Source organism: Methylovirgula sp. 4M-Z18 (assembly GCF_037890675.1).
GTDB lineage: Bacteria > Pseudomonadota > Alphaproteobacteria > Rhizobiales > Beijerinckiaceae > 4M-Z18.
This window is the reverse complement of the sequence record NZ_CP149574.1, coordinates 3,885,699-3,911,293: the sequence shown is the minus strand read 5'-3', so window position 1 is coordinate 3,911,293 and position 25,595 is coordinate 3,885,699. Positions and strand designations below refer to the sequence as shown.

Sequence of the window (25,595 nt, the reverse complement as noted above, 5' to 3'; positions counted from 1 at the left end):
GCGCCGCTTCTGGGCGGAATGTTCGAGCAAGGGCCGCGTAGGTGCTGCCCGATTTGACTCCGGCCGGCACGGGCAGTGCGCGCGCAACGCGCGATCAGCCGCAGGTCATTGCCGCATGCGGCTTGGAGCTCGAAGCGCGCATGACGCGGGGTATTGGTGTGCCGACGGTCTGCGGCGCGGCGCGGGCCGACCTCTTGCGGCAACGTTTGGCATTGAGCCTGGGTGTTGGCAGAACCGTCGGGCTCGTCAGCTTCGGCCTGGCGGGCGGGCTCGCTCCGGAGCTTGCGCCCGGAACATTGGTGTTGCCCAATCGGGTCGTTGAGGGCAACCGGTCTTGGAACGTGGACGCCGACTGGCTGCGTCGGCTGCGCGCAACCTGCGACGAGGCCGTATGCGCTGACGTTGCGGGAAGCGATGTCGCCATCAGCACGCCGCACGCCAAGCGGCAACTCCGAGCGGCAACGGGCGCGTCAATCGTCGACATGGAATCGCACGTTGTCGCCGAGGTCGCGCGCGTCCATGGATTGCCATTCGTGGTCATCCGCGCGGTGGCGGACACGGCCCAATCGACATTGCCATCCGCGGCGCTCATCCAACTGCGTAGTGACGGCCGCCCCGATATCGGCCGCATCCTAATCGATCTCGTAAAACATCCGGGCCAGATGGGCGAGATCGTCAACCTTGCGCGTCTGTCGCGATCGGCAGCGACCTCACTCGGCCGCGTCTGTCAGATGCTCGGTCCCGGTCTTGGCTGCCCCTATTTCCTTTAGTTTGTGCTCGACATGGCGCGAAAATACGAATTCCGCCGGTCGCTGATTTTCAAGCGAAATATCGGGCGCCATCTCCCCGCTCGTGCGCGGGCCTTTCAGGCTGAGGGAGAGAAGCTTGAGCGGATGCTTGAACCCGTCCCGAACCGCAGTCGCCTCGAAGCCGCTGTGCACCATGCAGTCCGCGCATTTTTCATAATTGCCGGTGCCGTAGGAATCCCAGTCGGTCGTCTCCATCAATTCCTTGTAGGTTTTGGCGTATCCTTCGCCGAGAAGATAGCAAGGCTTCTGCCAGCCAAAAATCGTGCGCGTCGGATTGCCCCAAGGCGTGCAATGATAGGTCTGATTGCCGGCGAGGAAATCGAGAAACAGACCCGACTGGAAGAAGTCCCAATTCCGGCCATTGCGTCCGCGTTTGAAAATTTCGCGAAACAGCGTCTTGGTCGCCGTGCGATTGAGGAAGTGTTGCTGGTCCGGCGCGCGTTCATAAGCGTAACCGGGTGAAATCGTAATGCCGTCGACGCCGAGCGGTTTCAGCGTGTCGAGGAAACGCGCCACATTCTCGGGCTCCGCATCATTGAACAACGTGCAATTGATGTTGATGCGGAAACCCGCCGCTTTGCTGACACGTATGGCTTCGACACACTTATCGTAAACGCCAGTCTGGCACACCGATTTGTCATGGTGTGTCTGGTCGCCGTCGAGATGCACCGACCAGTTGAAATTCTTGTGCGGCTTATATTGGTGGAGTTTCTTTTCGAGCAGCAACGCATTGGTGCAGACCGTGACGAATTTTCCTTTGGCAAGCAGCCTTTCGACGATCTCAGGCAGTTCGCGATGCAGCAGAGGTTCGCCGCCGGCAATGACGACGACAGGCGCCGGACATTCATCGGCGGCGCTCAAACAATCCTCGACTGACAGCCGCTGATTGAGTATCGGCGCCGGATAATCGATCTTGCCGCAGCCTGCGCAAGCAAGATTGCAGCGAAACAGCGGCTCAAGCATCAACACGAGCGGGTAGCGCGGCACGCGCCGGATCTCGTTCTTGACAATATAGGCGCCGATGCGCGCCATTTGGTTCAGCGGGATTCCCATCCGATATCAACCTTTACGATTCAAAGACCGCGGCATGTAGCGAATTAGCTTTCGACGAGTTCTGCCGGCAATCTGAAATGAATATTCTCCTCGCGGCCCGCCATGGTGGAGACGTCCACCGCGTGCCACTCGGCAAGGCGATCGATCACCCGTTCGATCAGCACTTCCGGCGCGGACGCACCAGCGGTCAGGCCGATTGTCCCGACACCACGAAGCCAAACAGGATCGATCTTGGTTTCGTCTGCGATGAGATAGCTTGGAACGCCGGATTCCTCGCCGATTTCCCGCAAGCGATTGGAATTCGAGCTGTTGTTGGAGCCAACAACCAGAATCATATCGACGTTTTGCGCCAGTTCCCGCACCGCGCCTTGCCGATTCTGCGTGGCATAACAAATGTCGCGCGTATCGGGTCCGACCACGTCGCTGAAACGTCGCTCCAGCGCCGTGATGATCGCCCGCGTATCGTCAAGGCTCAATGTCGTCTGGGTGACATAGGCGAGCGGCGTGTCGTCGGGCAAGGCGAGTTTTGCCACATCCGCAACCGTTTGGATCAGATGGACTTTTCCTTCGATACGGCCGAGCGTCCCTTCCACTTCGGGATGACCGGCGTGGCCAATCAGGACGATTTCTCGCCCCTGCGCACGATAGCGCCGCCCTTGATTGTGAACTTTCGCCACCAAAGGACAAGTGGCGTCAAGAAAAGGCAGGCCTCGGCTGCGCGCCTCATCCTCGACTGCCTGTGCAACCCCGTGCGCGCTGAAGATCGTAATCGCGCCTGCCGGAATTTCATCCAGCGTGCCGACGAAACGCGCGCCTTTGGCCTTTAGGCTTTCAACCACATGGCGATTATGAACGATCTCATGGCGCACATAGACAGGAGCGCCGTGTTTCTTCAGGGCGAGCTCGACAATCTCGATCGCCCGGATGACGCCAGCGCAAAACCCGCGAGGTGTAGCAAGAATAACCTTCATCAATGGCAGCCTGTCTTCACCATCACCCGTCAAGATATGACCTGAACCACCCCCCGACGGTTGAAGGCTGGGTCACCCAAATCTTATGTCTCACCTACCATCGTCTCAAGGGCGACGGCCATAGTTTTGTTCTGCTTCGGTCACCGAAACGTTGCCGATCGATCTATGAGGCCCAAAAAAGGCATGAAATTGATCAATTTAATTTGCCCATTTTGGGGCGCATAACTTGATACGCACGAACAAGCTATGCGAATTCTGCGGGCCAACTCTATGACCGGTGTTGCCTTGGCGGAGCGTTGTTCTGCAAACATCTTGGACTCCTGCGTCTTCACGCCATAGGTTGGCGCGCTGGCGCGACGTAGACGTCAATCAGCTCGAGTTCAGGGAAACGACAGCCGGATCCTCCACAACCGAAGCAACAACGCGAAACGCTTCTCAAACGGGTCCAAGCAATACCGAAACATAGCGCTGCAATTTGATGGCTACGCGCGCAACGTCTTTGATGCTGCTATCATTTTTATTATAGAAATATGGACCATATAGTCAAATTGTCGCTACGCTCCTGGCATTAATACCAACGGTCACGAAGAATGACCGTTGGTTCCTTTCTTCATTTTTCGCCTTTTTCAAGGCCGAGAGCGAAAAATGAAGAGCGGTCCCAAGGTCGCTTCTCGCGACCTTTGGCATAAGAGGTGATATTACGCGAAGCGCCGGCGTCGGGAGCAAACACATTGGTTGAGGTTTTCGTTCTTCGTATTGTTCAGGCGTGCACGCGGCGCGCCTATCTCACGGTCCTATTGGCAGTGCTTCTTGGTGCCGGGGCATCGATCTACGCGGCAGCGCATTTCGCCATCAACACCAATTCGAGCGACCTGATTTCGCCCGATGTCGCCTGGCGCCGCTATGAAGCCGCCTTTAATGCGGCCTTTCCCAATTTGATCGCCGATGTTGTCGTGGTGGTCGACGCGCAATCGCCCGACCAGGCCGACGCGGCGGCGAACTCTTTGGCGCATAAATTGGAAACGATGCCGAACGCCATCCAACTGGTCCGTCAGACCGGGACCGGGTCTTTCTTCGCGCAAAACGGCCTCCTGTACCTGCCAACCGACGACGTCCGCCATGTCACCGGCCAGCTCGAAGGGCTCGCGCCGTTTCTCGGGGGCCTTGCCGCCGACCCCAGCGTCGAAGGCCTGGCGCACGTGCTCACGGGCCTCGGCAATGGTTTGGCGTCAGGCCAAACCCCGCCAGACGCCCTCGATAAGAACGCCATCGGCGCCATTTCGGACACGCTCGATGGCGTCTTGGCCGGCAAGGCCATGGGACTCGACTGGAACCGCCTCGGCGGCCCGGCGGATAAGCGCGGCACGCGTCGGTTGCTGCTCGTGCGTCCGGTTCTCGATTTCACCGATCTTCAACCTGGTCATCTGGCGGACGAAGCCATCCGATCGGCGGCGAAAGAGCTCAAACTCACGCCCGAAAACGGCATACGCGTGCGCTTGACCGGTGATGTCCCCATGGCCGATCAAGAATTCAGCACCCTGGCGGAAGGGGCGGGCCTGAACGGCATTCTGACGGGCCTTGCCATTCTCATCATCCTCTGGCTGGCTTTGCGGTCGGCCCGTATCATTCTGGCGGTTCTCGTCAGTCTCGTCGTCGGACTGGCGATCACCGCCGCGCTCGGCCTCTTGATGGTCGGCACTTTCAATCTGATCTCGGTGGCTTTCGCCGTCCTCTTCGTGGGACTCGGCGTGGATTTTGGCATTCAGTTCAGCGTGCGCTATCGGGATGAGCGGCACCAAAGTGACGATCTCTCGATCGCGCTCGATCAAACCGCCCTCAAGGCCGGCCGGCCTCTGACGCTTGCTGCAGCCGCAGTGGCGGCTGGATTTTATTCGTTTTTGCCGACGTCCTATCGCGGCCTGTCAGAACTCGGCCTGATCGCGGGCACCGGCATGATCGTCGCTTTGGTCACCAGCATTACGGTGCTGCCAGCTTGCATGCGGATCTTGCGACCGCGTGGCGAAGCAGAGCCCGTCGGCTTCCTGTTTCTTGCCCCCGTCGATCGGTTCACCGCCCGCTACCGTTACCCGATTTTGGCCATTACGCTGCTCGCCGTCGCGTTGGGGCTTCCGTTGTTGTGGCATGTGCGCTTCGATTTCAATCCCATTCATCTGCGCAGTGCCAAAGTCGAATCCGTCTCGACCTTCATCGACTTGACCCGAGATCCCGACACGAGCCCGGCCACAATTCATATCTTGCGTCCATCACTGCAAGCGGCCGAGGACACTGCGCGCGAGCTTAATCAATTGCCGGAAGTCGAGCGAACGGTCACGCTCGCTTCGTTCGTTCCAAAAGACCAAAAAGAGAAGCTCGATGCGATCGCAGAGGCCAAAGCCGGACTCGAGCCTGCCTTGAGCGACGCGCCACCGACCGACGCGGCGCCGGATGCCGAGGTGGCGGCTGCGCTCCACCAAGCCACCGCGGCACTCTCGGATTTCGGCCAACAGGATCAATCGGTCGCGCGATTGACCGACCTCCTCACCCGGCTCGCAGATGGGACCACGGCTCAGCGCGCCGCGGCGCAGCAAGCCTTATTTGCTGGTTTTCCGAACATGTTGTCGCGGCTGCACGAAAGCCTTCAGGCTGCGCCGGTGACGCTGGAAAACCTGCCGTCCGATTTGCGAGGCGATTGGACCACAGCGGACGGAAAGGCGGCGATTGAAGTGTTCGCACGGGGCGATACCAACGACAATCTTGTCTTGCGGCAATTCGCCAATGCCGTTCGCGCCGTTGCGCCCGACGCGACGGGATATCCGGTCACGATCCAGGATGCGAGCGAAACCGTCGTCAATGCGTTTTTCAAAGCCGGCGCTTTTGCGCTGCTCAGTATCACGATCCTCTTGTTGGTCGTGCTGAAGCGCATAGCCGATGTCCTCCTGACTTTGATCCCGCTGCTGCTCGCCGGAGTTGTCACGCTGGAGCTGACCGCGCTGCTCGACCTTCCTCTCAACTTCGCCAATATCATCGCCTTGCCGCTGCTGCTCGGCGTCGGCGTCGCCTTCAAGGTCTATTTTGTCATGGCCTGGCGTTCCGGCGAACGCAATCTTCTGGCCTCCAGCTTGACGCGCGCGGTGCTGTTCAGCGCCGCGACGACCGCCTCGGCTTTTGGCAGCCTATGGTTCTCGCATCACCCGGGCACATCGAGCATGGGCGAGCTGCTCGCGCTGTCTCTGGTCAGCACTTTGGCAGCCGCGGTCTTCTTTCAGCCAATTCTCATGGGACCGCCACGCCAAATTGAGCCCGCCAACGAGGAGAAGTGATCGGCAGGGGGGCTGTAAATCTGACGGAGCATAGAGTTGTTGCCTATTCTTTCGATCGGGTATTATGCACCTGACAAACCGACGGATGTTCCGCTATTGTTCGGAACATAGGAGCCGCAATGTCCGTCGATCTCACCAACCCGATTTTCTCCAACGAAGACGCCGCCCGTAAGTATTTCGAGGCGATGCGTTGGCCAAACGGCCCCGTATGCGCGCACTGCTGCGTTGTAAACGAGGCTACGGCGCTCAAGGGCACGGCTCATCGTCCGGGCCTTTATAAAGCCGCGCTTGCGACGAACAGTTCTCAGTGACCGTCGGCTCCGTCATGGAAAGCAGCAATGTCCCGCTTCACAAGTGGGCGCTGGCGTTCCGTTTGATGGCGTCCAGCAAGAAAGGCGTGTCTGCCCATCAACTCATGCGCTCGCTTGGCCTCGGTTCCTACCGCACAGCCTGGTTCATGGCTCACCGCGTTCGCGAAGCTATGGCGGACCGCGATCCGGAGCCACTGGGTGGCAAGGACAAGACGGTTGAGATTGACGAGACTTTCATAGGCAAGCCGGAACAGAGGTTCGTCAGCGGTAAGGGCTGGCAGGGCAAGCGCGGGACGGCGACGAAGCGCAAGGTTCTGACGATGGTTGAGCGCGATGGCCGCGCCGTCTCGGTCAAAGTGGAAGACTTGACCATCCAGACGCTAAAGACCGTCATCGGCGCGCATGTCGTTCTCGATAGCACGTTGAACACGGACGAAGCGCAGCACTATAAGCAGATTGGCGAGAAGTTTGAAGAGCATAGGGCCGTGAACCACGGCGATGGCGAATATGCCTGCGGCGAGACAACAACAAACACGGTCGAAGGTTTTTTTCGGTATTTTCAAACGTGGCATGACCGGCGTCTATCAGCACTGAGGCGATGCGCACTTGCAGGCGTATCTGAACGAATTCGATTTCCGCTATTCAAACCGTTATTCAAACCGTATGAAACTCGGCATTGACGGCACGGAGCGCACGCGCCGCGATCAAGGGTATCGAAGGCAAGCGCCTCACATACAGGCAACCTCGTACTGCGTAATCGCAAGGCGCGGTTCAAACGCAACAGAGCCAAAATCAGGGCGATTTTGGAGATGATCGAGTTGCTGTTTTGACTCGACTCCTTCCCTTCTTTTGCGCACGATTTGTTTTCCCGACGAGTTCTTTTGTCGGCGATGGCGGCGTGGTTAGGGCGCGACGCAGTGCATTGTTCATGCGCTGCGTAATTTCCACATCGGTTAATTCTTCAACGACAGGTGTCTTGCTGACCATGGTCAAACCTCCGGGAAAATGCGCCTTCTGCGGCGGCTTTGGGATGACGAAGCAGCATATCTTCGGAAAACGCCTTCTAACACTTCTGGATGGGCAATTTGGAACGCATTTAATCATAGAACAATTGCCGGAGACCGAAAGAACGATAAGGACCAGATCCGGGAATGTTTGGTCAAAACAACTGAGACGCGTGTGTAATAATTGCAATGCCGGTTGGATGAGATTGCTAGAAGAGAAATCGTACCCGGTGCTGAAACCTCTAATTTGTGGGTCGACCAAAATTGCCGTCGAGGATCAAAGAATATTGGCTGCGCGCATTGCCCACATGGTGATGGTTGCGTCGCTATCCGTTTCAGTTGATTTATATGCCGTTAGCCAACAGGAAAGAGACTGTTTAAGACTTACAGGAGAGCCGCCACCGTATTGGCTAATCTTGCTGGCAAGAGGCGACGTTCCCGTAGAACTGGGACAATTTTATTCTTCCGACGCGTTTAGAGGACAGCTATCAAAAGCTGATGGTTCCACCGAGATAGTCAAGAATCTCGTAGTTACATTCTTGCTTGGGAGACTTTGTATCCAAGTCCTTACCCGTGTCCCCCATATGTTTCAGGGATATACAGGAACCAGACTCGCGCAGCTGTGGCCCCTTCCCAATCAGGATATTCAGGATATCGATTTGCTGCAGACTAGCCTTTTGACTCAAACGCAAATTGCCCTTATTGCGAAAGCAATCCGCGAAGAGGGCATCCGTCGTAAAGTTTGAGTCGCCAGTCTGCCGACTCTTGTTCTTATTTGGTTCTAGATTTGTCAAGTGCGTAATACCCTTTCGATTTGACAAATTTTGATCTAGAACATATAGTGAACATTTACTTCGGCGGTGTCACCGCGATCAATTAGGACGGTTCTGAGCCAAAGAGTTCGCGTGACGGCGTGCTTGCACGCGTGTCGCGTGCCGCAACGTTTCCCGCCTTTCGCGGATGAGACCGGTTTCCCTGTGAACCAAAATTGGGAACGAACTGATAGAGAGAATAGTCAAATTATATCAATATGATAAGAAGGAATTTAAGATATTTGACGTTGCCGCGATCCGAAGTGAGTTGGAAACGAGCGAAGAGGGCTTCAGCCAAGATCGCTGAAGCTGCAGAGACGCAGCCGGCGTCTCTTGACCAGCTCGAGCGTGTCGGACGCGGTCAATCCGAGCAATTCGTCGACGTAGCGGTATCCCGCTGCCTGGCCCGCAAAGCCGCCGGCGGTTGCGGGATGCGTGTAGATCTCGCTGATGCCCTGCGGCAGGCGTGCAAGGACCTCGCGGATCCGCTGTCCGGTCATCGCACCCGACCACGCCAGTCCGAAGACTTGGTCAGGGACGATCAGTCCCTTGCGCCGCGCGCGCATGCGCAGAAAGCGGCTCCAGAAGGCGACCGCCGTTTGCGCCATCGTCACCTTCGTCGGTTCAATCGACCGGATGAGTGCGATCGGTTCGGACGGCACTCTGAGCGCGCGCATCCCATATCGCGCGCCAATTGAAAGGATGAGCGAGGCGATGGTTGGGTGCAGATGGTAGTGCTTATGGGCATTCACGTGATCGAGCAAAAGGCCTGTGGCCTTGAATGCTTCAAACTGGGCGGTGATCTCCGCGGCAAGCTGCCGCCGGACTTTGGGCCACACGAACATTTCGGTGCCGGCGCGCACAAGGTCGCGGCGAAAGTGGCCCGATTTGTCGACGAGATCAGGAATGGCGTCTATGGGAAGCGTCGGCACATCCTCGACGAGGACGAGATGAAGGCCAACCTTGAGACTTGGCGTGGCGCGCGCGATGGCGACGGCGTCGGCGGCAGCGTTGCCGCTCACCATCAGGCTGGCACATGTCAGAATGCCATTGCGATGGGCGGCTTCCACCGCCGCATTGACTTCACGCGACAGGCCAAAATCGTCGGCGGTGACAATGACTGCGTTCAGGAGGCTATTTCCCGCGATGTTTCACGCCGCTCGCGCAGGAAATGGAAGAATTCCACACCTTCGCGCAACCGCCGCTTCATCATGGCCGGGCTGCGCACCATCTCGCCGACGATCGACGCGATCTTGCCGGAGCGGAAATAAAACTGCCGGTAGAACGTCTCAACCGAATCGAAGATCTCGCTGTGGCTCAGGCCTGGATAATGCAGCGGCGCAATCTGCACGCCATGGTCGTCGACAAGCTCCGCATTGGCATCGTCGAGCCAACCGTTTTCGATGGCCTGTCTATAGAGGAAAGTGCCGGGATAGGGTGCGGCGAGCGACACTTGAATCGTGTGCGGGTTGATCCTCTTGGCGAATTCGATTGTTTCCTCAATCGTCTGCTTGGTTTCACCGGGCAGTCCCATGATGAAAGTGCCGTGAATGGTGATGCCAAGCTCATGGCAATTTTTGGTGAAATTCTCGGCGACGTCGATCCGCATGCCCTTCTTGATGTTGTGCAGGACTTGCTGATTACCCGACTCGTATCCAACGAGAAGCAAGCGCAGACCACTGTCGCGCATCACTTTCAGCGCTTCGCGCGGCACATTCGCCTTCGCGTTGCAAGACCAGGTGACGCCGAGCTTGCCAAGGCCCTTCGCAATTTCCATGGCGCGCGGCAGGTCATCGGTGAATGTATCGTCGTCGAAGAAGAATTCCTTGACCTCCGGAAAGGCCTTCTGGGCCCAGGCGATTTCGTCGAGAACATGTCCGACGCTGCGCGTGCGATAGCGATGGCCTCCGACAGTCTGCGGCCACAGGCAGAAGGTGCAGCGCGACTTACAGCCGCGTCCCGTATAAAGGGAGATATAGGGGTGTTTCAGATAGCCGATGAAATAATTGCGGATCGTCAAATCGCGCTTATAGATCGGCGTGACGAACGGCAGAGAATCCATCTGCTCGATCATCGGCCTGTCCAAATTATGGACAATCTCTCCGGAAGACTTGCGATAGGAAAGTCCGCGGATCGCCTGCCAGTCAATTCCGTCAGCAACATCCTTGATCGTGAAATCAAATTCGTTTCGAGCGACAAAATCGACATTCGGCGCGGCGGCCAGGCTACCGGCCGCATCGACCGCGACTTTCGCGCCGATCAAGCCAATTTTGAGATTGGGATTGGCGGCCTTCAACGCATCGATGGTCTTCACGTCCGATTTGAACGAAGGCGTCGATGTGTGCAGCACCGCAAGGTCAAAGTCGCGGGCCATGCCTGTGATCTGCGACAAGGGCGTGCGATGGGGCGGTGCGTCGACAAGTTTACTGTTTTCCACCAGGGCCGCCGGCTGGGCGAGCCACGTCGGATACCAGAACGACCCAATCTCGCGGCGCGCCTGGTAGCGGGACCCAGCTCCCCCGTCGAAACCCTCGAAAGACGGAGCTTGAAGAAACAATGTGCGCATCATCATTCGCTTTCTGGCCGCCTGGCCATGGTACCGTCCATCTTGACCAGGAAACGGTCTCCTTTCCACCGGACCTCGAAGGGCAGGAAACTCGCAAGATAAACACAAAAAGACAAGCAGTCTCGCACGGGCAAGAGCCAATAGGCTATCCCTGTGAGATTGAAACGCCGTGCCACGCTCCATAGTAACAGATAGCGGCACAATAACGACGCGGCGACAAGGAGGGCCGCACGCTCCGTTGCCCCGCCGATCGCCAGCGCAGTCAAAGATAAGGGAATGACATGGGTGATACCGGTACCAAGAAACCCGGCTCTATCGACATTTGCGATGGTTTTCGCCCAGCGAATTTCATGCGCGACGAGTTCTACGAAACTCGCATGGCTGCAGGTATGGCCGACCAGAAATGCCGGAATGATCACCTGGCGCCCCAACCGCCGGACCGCTTCGCCGATGGCATAGTCGTCAGCAAGGACGTCGGTAAATGCCTGGAATCCTCCGAGCATCTCCAAGGTCTCCCGTTTCAATGCGATGGTGGCACCAAAACAGGGGGTCGCAAGCTTCAAGGCCAAGCCGACGACGACGTTCGGCAGGAAATGGCTATCGATCGCCAGAGCCATAAGCCTCGACCATAGAGCGCCGTAACCTGCCCCGTAATAGGCGCATGTCACCGCGCCGACGTTTGGCCGATCGAGTTCCGCGACGACCCGGGAGACGTAAGCTGCATCGACGCCGATGTCGCTGTCGGCGATGAGGATGATGTCGCTGCGTGCTTGCGGCATCATATTGATAAGATTAGAAATTTTAGGATTTTCCCCGTGCCGCTGCGAATTCACGACGAGGGTGAGATCGCGGTTCGGGAAAGCGTCCATGACAGACCGGACAATGGGCAACGCCTTGTCAAACTGGCTTTGCACTCCGAAGATCACTTGGATGGGTGCGGGATAATCTTGCTGAATAAAGGAGGTCAGATTGGCTGCGAGGTTGGGCTCGGCGCCGTACAAGGGCTTCAGAATGGTCACTGAAGGATATGTCGTGACCAACGGAACAGTCCGCGCGCCGCCATATCTGGACACGAGCCAGGCCGCCATAAGCCAGTAAGCACAACCGACGACGATCAGAATTTCAAGGATTTGGCCAAGCATCTGCATTGCGATACGTCGAAAGTCTCTATGTCCCCATGCCGTACTTGGTTCGGAGCCAGCCAAGTTCAACGCTCTGCCAGAGCAATAAACCGATAATTCCCAGTATGATGTCGGGAATTCGCTTGAGCAAGCCGATAGCTACGGCGATAGGTGGCGTAAGACCGTAAGTGGCGGCGAGGGCGACGATCGAACTCTCCTGGATGCCGACACCGCCGGGGATGACAAAGAAGACTGCCCGTGCGGCATGGGACAGGCTTTCGATCACGAGTGCCCCGGCAAAGTCGAGGGGTTGTCCCATGAAGTGACACGCGATCCAGACCTCGCTGGCACCAAAGAGCCAAATCGCCAGATGGATCGCGCCAGCCATGGCAAGACGGGACGGCATCGCATGGATCTGCGCCAGATTCGCAGAAAGACCGACGATTCCCGATGGTAGGTTCCAGTTATTCGCCGCGGCCAGGGATGTGAGCCGCGTCTCGATCCAATCGACTCCTCCCCCGCGCTGAACCGCGAGAAACCCGCCGACGCCGAGGGCGAAAAGAGCAACGCCACCTGTCAGCCACAGGACCAGCCGAGGGTCGTCGGATTTCAGGAAGAAGAGCGCGAGGCCGAGCAGGCAAAACAAGACTTGCGTGGAGACCTGCACCAGAAGGTCGGCCAGCACGCTCGCGCCGGCAGCAGGACCGGCGATCCCATATTTGGTCAGGAGACGGACGCCGACGACCTCGCCGCCGACCTGCGCCACAGGAAGAAGCACGTTGATCGCCTCGCGAATCCACCGAAGAAGCGGGCAAACCCACCAGGCAATAGGCGCGGGGAGCACGATCCGCCAGGCAAACCCAGAAGCCTCAATCTGGATGAAGCGTGCAAGGACGATGAGCAGCATGCCCCATCCGGCCGTTTCAATCGCCTGTGTGACGCTGCCAACGCCCCCATACAATGTGATGCCGATCAGCAAACAAATGCCAAAGAGCGCCGCCATGAGAGGCTTTGAGAGACGAAGTAAACGCAGAGCCATTGGTCAATTTCAGCAATCTGAATCTTGCGGGTCGTAGTCGAAGACGCTGATTTTACAATGCCACGCTGACTGGATCTGCTGCAAATATTTTGTTTCGATGTGACGATGACGAACGGGCGGGGACAATTTCGTGAGATTTCTCATGTGCAAGGGCCGCCTCACCGCCGAATTGCCGTATATATCCAATTTGGTGTAGGAAACTTGTTTGGTCCGGCGCCGCGCCGATGTGAACCTTTAAGAGATTGCCTTGACGAAACGCCTGCAAACGCCCCTGCTCGATACGGTCCCCACGCCCGACAAGCTTCGCGAACTGCCGGAAAGCGCCCTGCGTCAGGTGGCGGCGGAATTGCGCGCCGAGACCATCGACGCGGTTTCGGTCACCGGCGGCCATCTCGGCGCGGGCCTCGGCGTCGTCGAATTGACCGTGGCGTTGCATTACGTCTTCGACACGCCGCGCGACCGGATCATCTGGGATGTCGGCCATCAGGCCTATCCGCACAAGATCCTGACCGGCCGGCGGAACCGGATTCGCACCCTGCGCCAGACCGGCGGTCTCTCCGGCTTCACCAAGCGGTCGGAGAGCGCCTACGACCCGTTCGGCGCGGCGCATTCCTCGACATCGATTTCCGCCGGCCTCGGCATGGCGGTGGCGCGCGATTTGCGCGCCGGACATAACAATGTGGTGGCGGTGATCGGCGATGGCGCCATGTCCGCTGGCATGGCCTATGAGGCGATGAACAATGCCGGTGCCATGCAGTCGCGCCTCATCGTGATCTTGAACGACAACGACATGTCGATCGCGCCGCCGACCGGCGCCATGTCGGCCTATCTCGCCCGGCTTGTGTCAGGCGAGACCTACCGGTCTCTGCGCGAAACGGTGAAGCAGCTCGCCAAACGCCTGCCGAAATTCTTCTACGACAAGGCCAAGCGGACCGAAGAATACGGCCGCGGCTTCTGGACCGGCGGCACCTTGTTCGAGGAGCTCGGCTTCTATTATGTCGGCCCGATCGACGGCCACAATCTCGACCACCTGCTGCCGGTGTTGAAAAACGTGCGCGACATGCCGCACGGGCCGGTGCTGGTGCATGTGGTGACGCAGAAGGGCAAGGGCTATGCGCCGGCCGAAGCCGCTGCCGACAAATATCATGGCGTCAACACGTTCGACGTGGTGACCGGCACGCAGGTCAAGCCCAAGGCCAACGCGCCAGCTTACACCAAAGTCTTCGGCGAAAGCCTGATCAAGGAAGCGGCGCGCGACGACAAGATCGTCGCGATCACCGCCGCCATGCCGTCCGGCACGGGCGTCGATCTCTTCAGCAAGGTGCATCCGGCCCGCACCTTCGATGTCGGCATCGCCGAACAGCATGCGGTGACCTTCGCGGCGGGCCTCGCCACGGAAGGCTATAAGCCGTTCTGCGCCATTTACTCGACCTTCCTGCAGCGCGCCTATGACCAGGTGATCCATGACGTCGCGCTGCAGCAGCTGCCCGTGCGCTTTGCCATCGACCGCGCCGGCTTCGTGGGCGCGGACGGCGCGACCCATGCGGGTGCATTCGACATCGCTTATCTGACCTGCCTGCCCGGCATAGTGGTGATGGCGGCGGCCGACGAGGCCGAACTCGTCCATATGGTTGCGACCGCCGCCGCCTACAACGCCGGCCCGATCGCGTTCCGCTACCCGCGCGGCGAGGGCGTTGGCGTCGACATGCCGGAGCGCGGCGAGGTCCTGCCCATCGGCAAGGGCCGCATTCTGCGCGAAGGCACGCACATCGCGCTGCTGACGCTCGGCACGCGCCTCGCCGAGGCGCTGCAGGCGGCGGAAGACCTTGCGGCGCATGGACTTTCGACCACCGTGGCCGATGCGAGATTCGCCAAACCGATCGACAAGGATCTGGTGTGCAAGCTCGCCCGCGGCCATGACGTGCTGATCACGATCGAGGAAGGCTCGATGGGCGGCTTTGGCAGCCACGTGCTGCACCTGCTCGCCGACGAGGGCCTGCTGGAGACCGGCCTGAAGGTCCGCTCGATGGTGCTGCCCGACGCCTATCTCGACCACGACAAGCCCGAGGCGATGTATGCCAAGGCCGGCCTCGATGCCAAGGGGATCGTGGCGAAGGTCATGGCGACGCTCGGCAAGAGCAGCCAGAACGAGCGGCGCGCTGAAAGCCATTTTCCGCTCTTTCAGAATCGAAAATAGCTTTAAGTCTTGAGTTGGACGCATTTTCGCTGCGCGGATCGCTGATTCCGACCCGAAAAGTCGAACAACTTTTTCTGGAGAATGCTTTCGGCGCGCATGGATGATCTCGAACGCCAAAAGTCGGAGATCGCCGGCTGCCCCGACGAGGCTCCGGTCAACGTTGCCGACACTCATTCCTAATATTACCGATGCCGATCGGCGGCGCATCGAACGTTTCACGGAAGCACTCGATGATTCTGAAGGCGGACGGCAGGCGGCGAAGGCTGTGTTCGTCCAGCCGCAGGGGTTCACTCCAATCCTGGGTCAATTGCTCTCCAAGTTTCCCGTCCAACCCTGCACCACATCAACGACGATTCGCACGCACATCGGCGTGCCCACATTCTGATAGAATGTTGTGTGTCCGTCAGTAATCCGCTCTGCTCGTTGCGGGCGAAGATCGAAATTCGGTCACTGTTCTGGTTCGCGCAGAACAGGTGACGGCCTGATGCCGTGAGGGCGAGATTGCGCGGCGTCGCGCCGCCACAAGGCGTCCAACCGAGGAACTCGAGCGCTCCGTTCTGTTGGTTCACTGAAAAGATCGCAATGCTGTCGTGGCCACGGTTCGAGCCGTAGAGGAACTTGCCGTCCGGAGAAATTTGGATATCGGCGCAATGGTTGGATTCCCGCGCGGCGGCCGGCACTGCAGGCTTTGCGTCGACAACATCGAGTTTGCCGGAAACGGAATCGAGGGCAAGCGAAAGAATGGTCGAGTCGAGCTCATTGATTGCAAACACGAACCTGTTGCCCGGATGCATGGCAAGATGGCGCGGGCCTGAATCTGCCGCAAGCGGCGTCTGCGCGAGCGGACGCAGGCTGCCATCGTGTTCGATGGGGTAGGAGACCAGCATATCAATTCCAAGATCGGCGATGATCACCGTGCCGCCCGTGACCATCTCCGTAACACTGTGCGCATGGGACCTTTCTTGTCTCTCGGCATTGGGACCGGTGCCTGCATGGGCAATACTCGCGAGCGGAGCGGTGAGTGTGCCGTCCTCGCGCAAGCCATAGGTCACAACGGATTGATCGGGGCCGCCGTCTCCCATGCTATAATTAGCGACCAATAGTGTAGAGCCGTCACGGGTGATCGTATTGTGGGCCGTGATGCTGCCGAGCGTTGGCTGCTTATTCAGATCGACGAAGGATTTGGACTCTCGCTCGAAGCGATAGGCCGAGACCGTGCCCTCGCGCCAGGCGAAGACTTCCGAATTGGCATACACATAAGATCCGTCAGGCGTGACCGACAGGAAGGCCGGGGTTGTGGATGTCGGCCGTTTCCGCCTGTTTTTCTATCCGCAGCGATTGTTCGTCGAAGGTGTATGCACCGAGCCCGCCGCCGCGCGCGCCCTGGAAATTGGGGGCCTCGCGGTTGAGGCTGCCAACAAAGACGAGATGCCGCGCTGAACCCCTCCCAGTCATGCCTCGTTGGAAATTTGGATCGAATCCCTCAATCTTTTGACAATTCTCGCAAGCCGGGCTCCTTCAATCTACCGTCGGTCTTAAAGGAGGCATTAGCGACATTGCCAGTGGCGTGATCGCTTCACCAGCGAAGTTGAGGCGTAATAGAACGGCATTCGAAGATATCTCACAGGAGAATAAATTATTCAGATGAGAATTATTAAAGTCATGCGCGCGATCAGTCCTTTTTATCGGGTTCGAAGCCAGCCAGACTCGAAAGCTTTTCTGCCATTATCTTCAGAAGGTCGAGCGTACGTGTGATGTCCGGTGCCTCCGGCGCGTTGGCCAGGGGCATGTAGGGGATGGTGAGCGCGGCAATCGCCTTGCCGTCGGACGCGAGGACCGGCCGGGACAGATTATAGACTCCCGTCGTCTGCAAGGATGCCATCATTTCGTAACCGCGATCCCGCACTTGATCGAGCCGCTCGAAGAAATCCGGCGGCGGCGCGAATTTTTCATTGCTGCGCAAGTGTTCGGCGATCATCATTTCCCGTTCTTCCGGCGACCTGAACGCAAGAAGCACGTGACCGGAGCCGGTATCGAACAGGCTGATATGCGACCCGACGCGGATCGAGATGCCCCAATAGCGCGGCGCTTCTTGCTGGGCAATCACGACGGCGCAGCCGCGGTCGAAGACGACCAGTTGATTGGCCTGCCAGGATGTCTCGGCGAGTTCCCGCATGAGGGGCGTCGCATAGGAGACCAGCCGACGCACCGGCGCATGCAATTGGCTCAGCCCGAACAGCTTTAGCGTCAGTGAATAGCGGTCACCATCGATGCGTGTGACATAGCCGCGGCGCACAAGGCGGTCGAGCATCCGATAGAATTCGTTCGGGCTGCGGTCCATTTGCTTGGCGATTTCAGCCTGGGTCAAGCCGCCATCGACGCTCGCCAGCAATTCGAGAATGTCCAGTCCCTTGTCCAGAGCTGGCGCGCGGTACCGGTCGTCTTCCTTTTGCACGGTGTTTTCCCCAATGAATTGCAATCTTCATATACGCAAGTCGGAAAGCGCATGGAAGCCAATTCCGGCTTGACTTTAATATAAATAATATGTTTGCCTGTAAATTATAGTGAGTGGCGCGTCGCAACGCGGGAGTTGTCGGCGCATCATCTGCTGAGGGAGGGAACCATGAAAAAACCGCTTTCCGGTGTGGCCGCCGGAGTCATGTTGCTGGTTGTCGGGGGAAGTGCTGCTGCGGCGGACCTGCCGGGCAAATTCAGTGGTGTCACGATCGACGCCAAGCTCATCGGTGGGCAACAATATGAGAAGCTTTACGAACGCATCGCCGAGTGGGAAAAGGCCACAGGGGCCAAGGTCAATGTGATCTCCAAGAAGAACCACTTCGATCTCGACAAGGAGATCAAGTCGGATATCGCCTCAAACAGCATCACGTGGTGCGTCGGCTCAAACCACTCATCCTTTGCGCCGCAATATGCCGGCGTCTATACCGACCTGTCGAAGCTGCTGCCAAAATCGGAGATCGATGCCTTCGTGCCGTCGATCATCAAATCGGCGACGCTGGACGGCAAGCTGATGATGCTGCCACGTGCACAGTTCGACGTCTCCGCGCTTTATTACCAAAAGAGCCTCTACACGGATGAAGCCAAGAAGAAGGCTTATAAGGAAAAATACGGCGTGGATCTCGCGCCGCCGGACACCTGGGATGAGGTTGCCCGTCAGGCCGAGTTCTTCGCCAATCCGCCGGATTTCTACGGTACGCAATTCGCCGGCAAGGAAGAGGCGATCAATGGCCGCTTCTACGAGATGGTGATCGCCAACGGTGGCAAATATCTCGACGAGCAAGGCAAGCCCGCGTTCAATTCCGAAGCCGGTGTCAAGGCGCTCGATTGGTTCGTCAATCTCTACAAGGCCAAGGCTGTTCCGGCGGGCACGACGAATTATCTGTGGGACGATCTGGGGCAAGGTTTCGCCTCCGGCACGGTGGCACTCAATCTCGATTGGCCGGGCTGGGCGTCGTTCTTCAATGACCCGAAGTCTTCCAAGGTCGCCGGCAACGTCGGCGTGAAGGTGGCTCCAAAAGGGTCGGCCGGCATCCGGACCGGCTGGTCGGGATTCCACGGCTTCTCGGTGACGGAAAATTGCGCCCACAAGGACGCTGCGGCCTCCCTGGTCTGGTGGCTGACGAACGAAGACAGCCAGAAGCTGGAGGCGGCCGCCGGTCCTCTTCCGACCCGCACGGCGGTTTGGACCTGGGACCTGCAGCAGGCTGAAAACGATCCCTACAAGAAGGAGGTTCTTACTGCATTCCAGGAGGAAGCCACGCACGCATTCGCCGTGCCGCAGACCCCGTCATGGATCGAAATCTCCAATGCGGTTTATCCGGAATTGCAGGCCGCCATCCTTGGCGACAAGACCTCCAAGCAGGCGCTGGATGATGCTGCCAGGAAGGCAACGCAGATTCTGAAGGATGCCGGCGCCCTTTAAGCCATGGCAAGCGATGCGGGAGAGCGGTTCTTGCTGCCAGCCTCTCCCGCAACGCCCCGACCAGCTTCGCGGCCTCGTTCCGTCGAGAATGGCGTGCCGCGATTTCCAATGCAGCGTGCAAAAAGCAGACGAGGACCATGAAGGGCTCGCGACTTTCTCCCCCCATACTTCTTCTGTTGCCGGCCATCGTGGTGCTGGCGACGGTGGTGGTCGTGCCGCTGCTCTTGTCGCTCTATTCGAGCTTCACGCCCTTCCGCTTGACGAGACCGCAGACTTTTTTCGTTTTCATCGGCCTGCGAAACTACACCGACATCCTGTCGGACTGGAGTTTCTGGCTGGCCTTCGGGCGCACGGTGCTTTTGCTCACCATCGCGCTCAATCTTGAAATGCTTCTGGGACTCGGCCTTGCCATGCTGATCGAGAAGGCGACGCGCGGCCAGAGGTTGCTGCGCACGCTGATGATGTTTCCGATGATGTTTTCGCCAATCCTCGTCGGCTTCCAATTCAAGTTTCTGTTCAACGACAATATCGGACTGGTGAACAATGCTCTGCAGTCGCTCCGCATCACGCAGAACGCCATTCCGTGGTTGATCGATGGGACGCTCGCCTTCATCGCGATCCTCTTGGCCGAGATTTGGTCGGCGACATCGGTTTTTGCGATTCTCATCCTCGCCGGCCTTCTCGCCATGCCGAAGGAGCCGCTTGAAGCGGCGCGCGTGGATGGTTGCACGCCTTGGCAAACCTTCCGCTATGTGACCTGGCCGTTCGTGATGCCGTTTGCTTATATCGCGATGACGATCCGCTCGCTGGATGTCGCGCGCGCCTATGACATCGTGAAGATCATGACCGACGGCGGTCCGGCCGGGCGCACGGAACTGCTGTGGACGATGATCGCCCGAACAGCCTATTCGGATGCACGCATGGGCGCCGCCAATGCCATGGCCTATGTGTCCATCCTGCTGTCGATCTTGTTCACCTGGTATTTCTTCCGCAAGCTTGCCGCAGCGCGCACGCAGATCGGCGCGGAGTGGTAGCCATGGCCGACGAAAACGCTTCCGCCCGCAACACCAAGCGCCTGCTGGCGGCTCTCCACAAGCTCGCACTTTTTCTGGCGATGCTCTTCATCTGCTTGCCGGGATTGTGGATCGTGCTGTCGTCGTTTCGACCGACCGTCGAGATCATGGCCAAGCCGCCGGTGTGGATTCCTCAAGAGCTATCGTTCGACGCCTATGTATCGATGTTTTCGGGCGTGGGTAAAGGCGGCATCCCGGTGTGGGACTATTTCCGCAATTCGCTCATCATTTCCGTAACGTCTACGGTCGTGGCGATCATCATCGGAATGGCGGGGGGCTATGCTTTTGCGCGTTACCGCTTCAAGGGCAAGTCGGGGTGGTTCCTGGGGCTCATGCTCACGCGCACCGTGCCCGGGATCGCGCTGTCGCTGCCGTTGTTTTTCGTCTATGCGCGGCTTGGCATCATTGACACACATTTTGGCCTGATCCTGGCCTATGTGGCGCTCAACATTCCTTTCACCATCTGGCTGATTGACGGTTTCTTCCGGCAGGTACCGAAGGATTTGGCCGAGGCGGCCCAGATCGATGGCTGCACGCGCTGGCAGGCCTTCTGGCAAGTCGAATTTCCGTTGGCCGGCCCGGGCATCGCCTCTGCCGCGATCTTTGGCTTTCTGACCTGCTGGAACGAATTCGCACTCGCCTCGCAGCTTACCCGCTCAGTCAATTCCAAGACACTTCCCGTCGGATTACTCGATTATACGGCCGAATTCACCATCGATTGGCGCGGGATGTGTGCGCTGGCCGTGGTGATGATCATTCCGGCGCTCGCGCTCACCTACATCGTCCAAAAACACCTCGTCGGCGGACTGACCTCCGGCGCGGTGAAAGGCTAACTCATGGCAATCGTCTCGCTAAAGAAACTTACCAAGAGCTACGGCTCTATTGCTGTTGTGCATGGCATTGACCTTGATGTGGCCGACCGCGAATTCATCTCGCTTGTTGGCCCTTCGGGCTGCGGCAAGTCGACGACGCTGCGCATGATCGCAGGCCTCGAGGAAATCTCGGATGGCGAAATCAGGATCGGTGCGCGGCTGGTCAACGATCTGCCGCCGCGCGCGCGGAACATCGCCATGGTGTTCCAATCCTATGCGCTCTATCCGCACATGACCGTGCGCGAGAATATGGGCTTCTCGCTCAAGATCGCGGGGCGCGCGCAGGACGAGATCGACCGGCGCGTGGCCGAGGTGGCCAATATTCTCGACCTGAACCGCCTTCTCGAGCGCCGCCCGTCGCAGCTTTCCGGCGGCCAGCGCCAGCGCGTTGCCATGGGCAGGGCGATCGTGCGCGATCCGGATGTCTTCCTGTTTGATGAGCCGTTGTCGAATCTCGACGCCAAACTGCGCACGCAAATGCGGACCGAGATCAAAAAACTCCATGCCAAAGTGAACGCCACCGTCATCTATGTCACGCACGATCAGGTTGAGGCGATGACCTTGTCCGATCGTATTGTCATCATGCGTGACGGCTACATCGAACAAGTCGGCACGCCCGACGAAGTGTTCAAACGGCCTGCGACGCGCTTCGTTGCTGGCTTTATTGGATCACCGCCGATGAATCTGCGCGACGCCATCATTGCCGACGGCGTGATCCGCTTCGAGAATGGCGCCACATTGCCGTTGCCACGCCAGTACGGGGCGCAGGTGGCGGGTGGCGACAAGGTGGTCTTCGGGCTGCGGCCCGACGATATCTATCCGAAGGGGCACGGTATCCATGCGGGCGAAGAGGCAGACGTCCATGAGATGGAGCTTTCCGTCAGTCTGACCGAGCCGCTCGGGAACGAGACGCTGGTGTTCGCCGAATTCGATGGCACGGATCTCGTCGCGCGGATGCTCAATCCGAAGTCTCTGCACAGGGGAGACCGCATCGCCATGAGCTTCGACATGAGCCAAGCGCACTTGTTCTCCGCCGAAACTGGCAAATCATTGAGGAGTTAGGTCATGGCGAAGATCGAAAAGATCGACCTGCGCATGGTGGACCTTGTTCCCAAGGTCAAACGCACGGACGCCATTCAGTCCTTCGTCAGTCAGGAGACACCGATCGTCACGATCACGGATTCCGATGGGGCGACCGGCACCGGTTATTCCTACACCATTGGGACCGGCGGCTCTTCGGTGATGCGGCTGTTGATCGATCATTTATGTCCGCGCATGATTGGCCGTGACGCCGACATGATTGAGGCGATTTGGCATGAACTCGAATTTGCGACCCACGCCACCACTGTCGGCGCGATCACCTCGATCGCTCTTGCTGCGATCGATACCGCGCTTTGGGATCTGCGCGCGAAGAAGCAAAAACTGCCGCTGTGGAAACTGGCTGGCGGCGCCAAGGATAAGTGTCCGCTTTATACGACCGAAGGCGGTTGGCTGCATATCGAGACGGAAGCGCTTGTCGATGATGCGCTGCAGGCCAAAGCCAAAGGTTTTACCGGATCCAAGGTCAAAATTGGTCGCCCCCACGGATCGGAAGACCTTGCCCGCTTGGCCGCCGTGCGCGCGGCCGTGGGCAGCGGCTATGAGATCATGACTGACGCCAATCAGGGCTTTTCTGTCGATGAGGCGATCCGCCGCGCGGATCGTTTGCGCGATCTCGATCTGGCCTGGATCGAGGAGCCGCTACCGGCGGACGATATTGGCGGGCATGTTCGCTTGAACGGTTCGACCTCGACGCCAATCGCGATCGGTGAATCGCTCTACTCGATCCGCCATTTCCGTGAGTACATGCAGAAGGGTGCATGTTCGATCGTACAGGTCGATGTTGGCCGCATCGGCGGGATTACCCCTTGGCTGAAGGTAGCCCATGCGGCGGAAGCTTTCGATATTCCGGTGTGTCCGCATTTTCTCATGGAATTGCATGTGTCGCTCGCCTGCGCGGTCCAGAACGGCAAATATGTCGAGTATATTCCTCAACTCGACGATTTGACGGGATCGAAGATGGTCATCAAGGATGGCTATGCCTACGCGCCATCTGCGCCCGGCATCGGTATCGATTGGGACTGGGATGCCGTGAGCAGCCAGAGCATTCCGGAATTCACCTGGGAGATTCGCTGATGCGGCGCATGGGCTTCATTCTCGGCATTAAGCCGGACGGCATCGAGGAATATAGGAGGCTGCACGCCGCGGTCTGGCCGGACGTGCTCGCCAAAATCGCCGACTGCAACATCAGGAATTACACGATCTTCCTGCGCCAGCCGGAAAACTTGCTCTTCTCCTATTTCGAATATCATGGGACGGACTTTGCCGCTGATTCCGCCAAAATGGCGGCCGATCCCAAGACGCAAGAATGGTGGGCCATCAATATGCCGCTCCAGCTTCCGCTAACGACCCGCGGAGAGGGCGAATGGTGGGCCGGAATGGACGAGATATTTCATGTGGACTGAACTTTCATTGCAAGCCTGCGGCGCGAATGCCATGGAAAGGGAAACGCATGTCCTTTGATCCGGCCTCGCTGGTCCAGTTCTGGCCCGCGCCGTCGCGGCCGCGACCGGTTGTCACGTTCGGCGCGGGCTCGATCGTCGCTGACGCGCATTTTCCGGCCTATCGCAAATCGGGCATTCCGATCGCGGGACTGTATGATCCGGATTTCGCCAAGGCTCAAAAGCTCGCGCAAGCCTGGGGCGTCGCCGCCTATCGCACCGCCGCGGAGGCGGCGTCCGTGCAAGATGCTGTCTTCGACCTCGCGACGCCGCCCGCTTTTCATGCTCAGGTTCTCAAGGCACTCCCCGATGGCGCAGCCGCACTGATCCAGAAACCGATGGGTAAGACCCTCGACGACGCCACGGAAATTCTCGAAATCTGCCGGCGCAAGAAGCTGGTCGCGGCGGTCAATTTCCAACTTCGCTTCGCGCCCATGATGCTGGCGCTGAAGGATGCGATCGCCAAAGGCTGGTTGGGCGATGTCATCGATTTTGACGTCTTCCTGGCACTCGATACGCCGTGGCATCTATGGGCTTTCGTGGCGACGGAGCCGCGCGTGGAGATCGCGCTGCATTCCATCCATTATATCGACCTGATCCGGAATGTGCTCGGCAGCCCCAAGGGAGTGCACGCGAAAACGCTTGGTCATCCGGCCCACAAGATTGCGCAGACGCGCACCAGCGCTATTCTCGATTATGGCGATAACGTGCGCTGCAGTCTTTCGATCAATCATGACCACAAATTCGGCCGCAAATACCAGGCTTGCGAATTTCGTGTCTGCGGCACGGAGGGAGCCGCCTATCTGCAACTCGGCGTCAATCTCGACTATCCGCGCGGCGAGCCCGACATTCTCGAAATTCATCCGAAAGGTGCGAATGGGTGGGTTCGCGTGCCGTTGCAAGGCGCGTGGTTTCCGGATGCATTCGTCGGGCGCATGGCCAATTTGCAGCGCTTCGTCGCGGGAGAGGATGGCGAACTCGTCAGCTCGGTGGAAGACGGCTGGAACACGATGGCGTTGGTCGAAGCGGCCTATCAATCAAGCGCTGCGCCCGCCACGCCGCTGGCAAGGATGCCATGACATGGAAGTCACGATCTATTTCGAGGATTATGAAATTGGCTCCCGGTCGAGCGACTCGAGATTTTCAACTGGCACGGTAAAGTCGTTCTGGCTGCAGACCGCATCTACGTCGTCGAGAGGCGACCAGCACATTGAAGGGTAACAATGACTGATCTCAAGGGAAAATCCGTGCTCCTCACCGCTGCCGCCCAGGGCATCGGCCGCGCATCCGCGCTGGCGTTCGCCAAAGCGGGCGCCGTCGTCCATGCGACGGACGTCAACGAGACGGTGCTGAAAGAACTGGACGGCACCGAAGGCATTCGCATCCGCAGGCTTGATGTGCTCAGTAACGCCGATGTCGCGGCCATCGCCCAGGAGATTGGCCGTGTCGATATTCTGTTCAATTGCGCAGGCTATGTACATAGCGGTTCGATCCTGGAGATGAAGGATGAGGACCTCGAGTTCGCCCTCGATCTCAATGTGCGGTCCATGATCCGCACCATTCGCGCGGTTCTGCCTGGCATGCTGGAGCGCAAGGACGGCGCGATCATCAACATGGCGTCGGTGGCAAGCTCGCAGAAGGGTGTGCCGAACCGCTTTGCCTACGGCGTCACCAAGGCCGCGGTGATCGGTCTCACCAAGGCAGTTGCCGCCGATTATGTGGCGCAGGGCATCCGTTGCAACGCGATCTGCCCGGGCACGGTCGAAAGCCCATCCCTGGAAGGCCGCATGCGCGCGCAGGGCGATTACGATAAGACGCGTGCGGCCTTCATTACACGCCAGCCCATGGGCCGGCTCGGGACGGCGGAGGAGATCGCCGATCTTGCCGTTTATCTTGCCGGCGCGACCTATACGACGGGTCAGGCCTACAATATCGACGGCGGTTGGTCGATCTGACGGGATCGGCGG

At 58.7% G+C, this 25,595-nt stretch carries 22 protein-coding genes and 1 pseudogene; 14 read left to right on the top strand and 9 right to left on the bottom strand.

From position 1 onward, the window contains the following. Positions 1-41 precede the first annotated feature (41 nt). Positions 42-770 (top strand): phosphorylase family protein, encoded by a 729-nt coding sequence (locus V9T28_RS18000; RefSeq protein ID WP_116402115.1) that lies wholly within the window; start codon positions 42-44, stop codon positions 768-770. Here V9T28_RS18000 and hpnH read toward each other — a convergent pair. Then, positions 711-1,862 carry an adenosyl-hopene transferase HpnH gene (hpnH, locus tag V9T28_RS17995; protein ID WP_116402114.1) on the bottom strand — a complete coding sequence of 384 codons (1,152 nt, stop codon included), beginning with the start codon at positions 1,860-1,862 and terminating at the stop codon, positions 711-713. The two genes, V9T28_RS18000 and hpnH, sit on opposite strands and share 60 nt — an antisense overlap. A gap of 44 nt (positions 1,863-1,906) precedes the next feature. Beyond that, the gene (gene ispH, locus V9T28_RS17990; RefSeq protein ID WP_116402113.1) at positions 1,907-2,833 is read right to left on the bottom strand and encodes a 4-hydroxy-3-methylbut-2-enyl diphosphate reductase; all 927 of its coding nucleotides are present in this window, start codon (positions 2,831-2,833) and stop codon (positions 1,907-1,909) included. 731 nt (positions 2,834-3,564) lie between these two features. Between ispH and V9T28_RS17985 the strand changes: the two genes are divergently transcribed. Together V9T28_RS17985 and V9T28_RS17980 are read left to right on the top strand one after the other, a co-directional pair. Next, positions 3,565-6,153, top strand: a complete 2,589-nt coding sequence (locus V9T28_RS17985; protein WP_116402112.1) for a hopanoid transporter HpnN — start codon at positions 3,565-3,567, stop codon at positions 6,151-6,153. 119 nt (positions 6,154-6,272) lie between these two features. After that, positions 6,273-7,221 (top strand): annotated as a pseudogene (locus tag V9T28_RS17980) (IS1595 family transposase). A 35-nt stretch (positions 7,222-7,256) separates the two neighbouring features. On the opposite strand, the gene V9T28_RS17975 reads toward V9T28_RS17980, so the two are convergent. Beyond that, entirely contained in the window at positions 7,257-7,451 is a 195-nt protein-coding gene (locus V9T28_RS17975; RefSeq protein ID WP_147306490.1) for a hypothetical protein, read from the bottom strand. Here V9T28_RS17975 and V9T28_RS17970 point away from each other — a divergent pair. Then, positions 7,441-8,214 carry a hypothetical protein gene (locus V9T28_RS17970; RefSeq protein ID WP_147306489.1) on the top strand — a complete coding sequence of 258 codons (774 nt, stop codon included), beginning with the start codon at positions 7,441-7,443 and terminating at the stop codon, positions 8,212-8,214. The genes V9T28_RS17975 and V9T28_RS17970 overlap by 11 nt on opposite strands. Before the next feature lie 356 nt (positions 8,215-8,570). On the opposite strand, the gene hpnK is transcribed toward V9T28_RS17970, so the two are convergent. Genes hpnK through V9T28_RS17950 form a run of 4 tightly spaced genes read right to left on the bottom strand, consistent with a single transcriptional unit; the run spans position 8,571 to position 12,970 of the window. Then, positions 8,571-9,410 carry a hopanoid biosynthesis-associated protein HpnK gene (hpnK, locus tag V9T28_RS17965; protein WP_116402110.1) on the bottom strand — a complete coding sequence of 280 codons (840 nt, stop codon included), beginning with the start codon at positions 9,408-9,410 and terminating at the stop codon, positions 8,571-8,573. Next, positions 9,407-10,846 carry a hopanoid biosynthesis associated radical SAM protein HpnJ gene (hpnJ, locus tag V9T28_RS17960; RefSeq protein ID WP_116402298.1) on the bottom strand — a complete coding sequence of 480 codons (1,440 nt, stop codon included), beginning with the start codon at positions 10,844-10,846 and terminating at the stop codon, positions 9,407-9,409. Before hpnJ ends, hpnK begins: the two co-directional genes overlap by 4 nt. 2 nt (positions 10,847-10,848) lie before the next feature. After that, positions 10,849-11,994 carry a bacteriohopanetetrol glucosamine biosynthesis glycosyltransferase HpnI gene (hpnI, locus tag V9T28_RS17955; protein WP_116402109.1) on the bottom strand — a complete coding sequence of 382 codons (1,146 nt, stop codon included), beginning with the start codon at positions 11,992-11,994 and terminating at the stop codon, positions 10,849-10,851. Positions 11,995-12,013: 19 nt separating this feature from the next. Further along, positions 12,014-12,970 carry a lysylphosphatidylglycerol synthase domain-containing protein gene (locus tag V9T28_RS17950; protein ID WP_158554868.1) on the bottom strand — a complete coding sequence of 319 codons (957 nt, stop codon included), beginning with the start codon at positions 12,968-12,970 and terminating at the stop codon, positions 12,014-12,016. 283 nt (positions 12,971-13,253) lie between these two features. Here V9T28_RS17950 and dxs point away from each other — a divergent pair, with 283 nt between their 5' ends. Continuing rightward, on the top strand, positions 13,254-15,203 hold the full coding sequence (dxs, locus tag V9T28_RS17945; protein ID WP_339071781.1) for a 1-deoxy-D-xylulose-5-phosphate synthase: 1,950 nt from the start codon (positions 13,254-13,256) through the stop codon (positions 15,201-15,203). A 287-nt stretch (positions 15,204-15,490) separates the two neighbouring features. Here the strand turns inward: dxs and V9T28_RS17940 are convergent, their stop codons facing one another. Then, a complete protein-coding gene (locus V9T28_RS17940; RefSeq protein ID WP_245424218.1) occupies positions 15,491-16,459 on the bottom strand; it encodes a lactonase family protein in 969 nt (322 codons plus the stop codon). A gap of 16 nt (positions 16,460-16,475) precedes the next feature. Between V9T28_RS17940 and V9T28_RS17935 the strand changes: the two genes are divergently transcribed. Next, the gene (locus V9T28_RS17935; protein ID WP_245424219.1) at positions 16,476-16,643 is read left to right on the top strand and encodes a hypothetical protein; all 168 of its coding nucleotides are present in this window, start codon (positions 16,476-16,478) and stop codon (positions 16,641-16,643) included. 232 nt (positions 16,644-16,875) lie between these two features. On the opposite strand, the gene V9T28_RS17930 is transcribed toward V9T28_RS17935, so the two are convergent. Then, on the bottom strand, positions 16,876-17,658 hold the full coding sequence (locus tag V9T28_RS17930; protein ID WP_116402542.1) for an IclR family transcriptional regulator: 783 nt from the start codon (positions 17,656-17,658) through the stop codon (positions 16,876-16,878). A 168-nt stretch (positions 17,659-17,826) separates the two neighbouring features. Between V9T28_RS17930 and V9T28_RS17925 the strand changes: the two genes are divergently transcribed. From V9T28_RS17925 to V9T28_RS17890, 8 genes are all read left to right on the top strand, one after another. Next, positions 17,827-19,143, top strand: coding sequence for an ABC transporter substrate-binding protein (locus V9T28_RS17925; protein WP_116402459.1), 1,317 nt, complete (start codon positions 17,827-17,829; stop codon positions 19,141-19,143). Positions 19,144-19,280: 137 nt separating this feature from the next. Further along, positions 19,281-20,177: a carbohydrate ABC transporter permease gene (locus V9T28_RS17920; RefSeq protein ID WP_116402460.1), complete on the top strand. Its 897-nt coding sequence runs from the start codon at positions 19,281-19,283 to the stop codon at positions 20,175-20,177. A gap of 2 nt (positions 20,178-20,179) precedes the next feature. Then, positions 20,180-21,049 carry a carbohydrate ABC transporter permease gene (locus tag V9T28_RS17915; protein WP_116402461.1) on the top strand — a complete coding sequence of 290 codons (870 nt, stop codon included), beginning with the start codon at positions 20,180-20,182 and terminating at the stop codon, positions 21,047-21,049. Positions 21,050-21,052: 3 nt separating this feature from the next. Further along, a complete protein-coding gene (locus tag V9T28_RS17910; protein WP_116402462.1) occupies positions 21,053-22,150 on the top strand; it encodes an ABC transporter ATP-binding protein in 1,098 nt (365 codons plus the stop codon). 3 nt (positions 22,151-22,153) lie between these two features. Next, positions 22,154-23,263 (top strand): mandelate racemase/muconate lactonizing enzyme family protein, encoded by a 1,110-nt coding sequence (locus V9T28_RS17905; RefSeq protein ID WP_116402463.1) that lies wholly within the window; start codon positions 22,154-22,156, stop codon positions 23,261-23,263. Then, positions 23,263-23,592 carry an L-rhamnose mutarotase gene (locus tag V9T28_RS17900; RefSeq protein WP_116402464.1) on the top strand — a complete coding sequence of 110 codons (330 nt, stop codon included), beginning with the start codon at positions 23,263-23,265 and terminating at the stop codon, positions 23,590-23,592. Before V9T28_RS17905 ends, V9T28_RS17900 begins: the two co-directional genes overlap by 1 nt. 47 nt (positions 23,593-23,639) lie before the next feature. After that, on the top strand, positions 23,640-24,707 hold the full coding sequence (locus V9T28_RS17895; protein ID WP_116402465.1) for a Gfo/Idh/MocA family protein: 1,068 nt from the start codon (positions 23,640-23,642) through the stop codon (positions 24,705-24,707). 144 nt (positions 24,708-24,851) lie between these two features. Continuing rightward, the gene (locus tag V9T28_RS17890; protein ID WP_116402466.1) at positions 24,852-25,583 is read left to right on the top strand and encodes an SDR family oxidoreductase; all 732 of its coding nucleotides are present in this window, start codon (positions 24,852-24,854) and stop codon (positions 25,581-25,583) included. Positions 25,584-25,595: the final 12 nt, after the last annotated feature.

What these genes read in the sequence shown, in the direction of transcription:
- hpnH (WP_116402114.1), bottom strand. Translation starts at nt 1,862, where the DNA reads ATGGGAATCCCGCTGAACCAAATGGCGCGCATCGGCGCCTATATTGTC.
- ispH (WP_116402113.1), bottom strand. Translation starts at nt 2,833, where the DNA reads ATGAAGGTTATTCTTGCTACACCTCGCGGGTTTTGCGCTGGCGTCATC.
- V9T28_RS17975 (WP_147306490.1), bottom strand. Translation starts at nt 7,451, where the DNA reads ATGGTCAGCAAGACACCTGTCGTTGAAGAATTAACCGATGTGGAAATT.
- hpnJ (WP_116402298.1), bottom strand. Translation starts at nt 10,846, where the DNA reads ATGCGCACATTGTTTCTTCAAGCTCCGTCTTTCGAGGGTTTCGACGGG.
- hpnI (WP_116402109.1), bottom strand. Translation starts at nt 11,994, where the DNA reads ATGCAGATGCTTGGCCAAATCCTTGAAATTCTGATCGTCGTCGGTTGT.
- V9T28_RS17950 (WP_158554868.1), bottom strand. Translation starts at nt 12,970, where the DNA reads ATGGCGGCGCTCTTTGGCATTTGTTTGCTGATCGGCATCACATTGTAT.
- V9T28_RS17925 (WP_116402459.1), top strand. Translation starts at nt 17,827, where the DNA reads ATGAAAAAACCGCTTTCCGGTGTGGCCGCCGGAGTCATGTTGCTGGTT.
- V9T28_RS17920 (WP_116402460.1), top strand. Translation starts at nt 19,281, where the DNA reads ATGAAGGGCTCGCGACTTTCTCCCCCCATACTTCTTCTGTTGCCGGCC.
- V9T28_RS17915 (WP_116402461.1), top strand. Translation starts at nt 20,180, where the DNA reads ATGGCCGACGAAAACGCTTCCGCCCGCAACACCAAGCGCCTGCTGGCG.
- V9T28_RS17910 (WP_116402462.1), top strand. Translation starts at nt 21,053, where the DNA reads ATGGCAATCGTCTCGCTAAAGAAACTTACCAAGAGCTACGGCTCTATT.
- V9T28_RS17905 (WP_116402463.1), top strand. Translation starts at nt 22,154, where the DNA reads ATGGCGAAGATCGAAAAGATCGACCTGCGCATGGTGGACCTTGTTCCC.
- V9T28_RS17900 (WP_116402464.1), top strand. Translation starts at nt 23,263, where the DNA reads ATGCGGCGCATGGGCTTCATTCTCGGCATTAAGCCGGACGGCATCGAG.
- V9T28_RS17895 (WP_116402465.1), top strand. Translation starts at nt 23,640, where the DNA reads ATGTCCTTTGATCCGGCCTCGCTGGTCCAGTTCTGGCCCGCGCCGTCG.
- V9T28_RS17890 (WP_116402466.1), top strand. Translation starts at nt 24,852, where the DNA reads ATGACTGATCTCAAGGGAAAATCCGTGCTCCTCACCGCTGCCGCCCAG.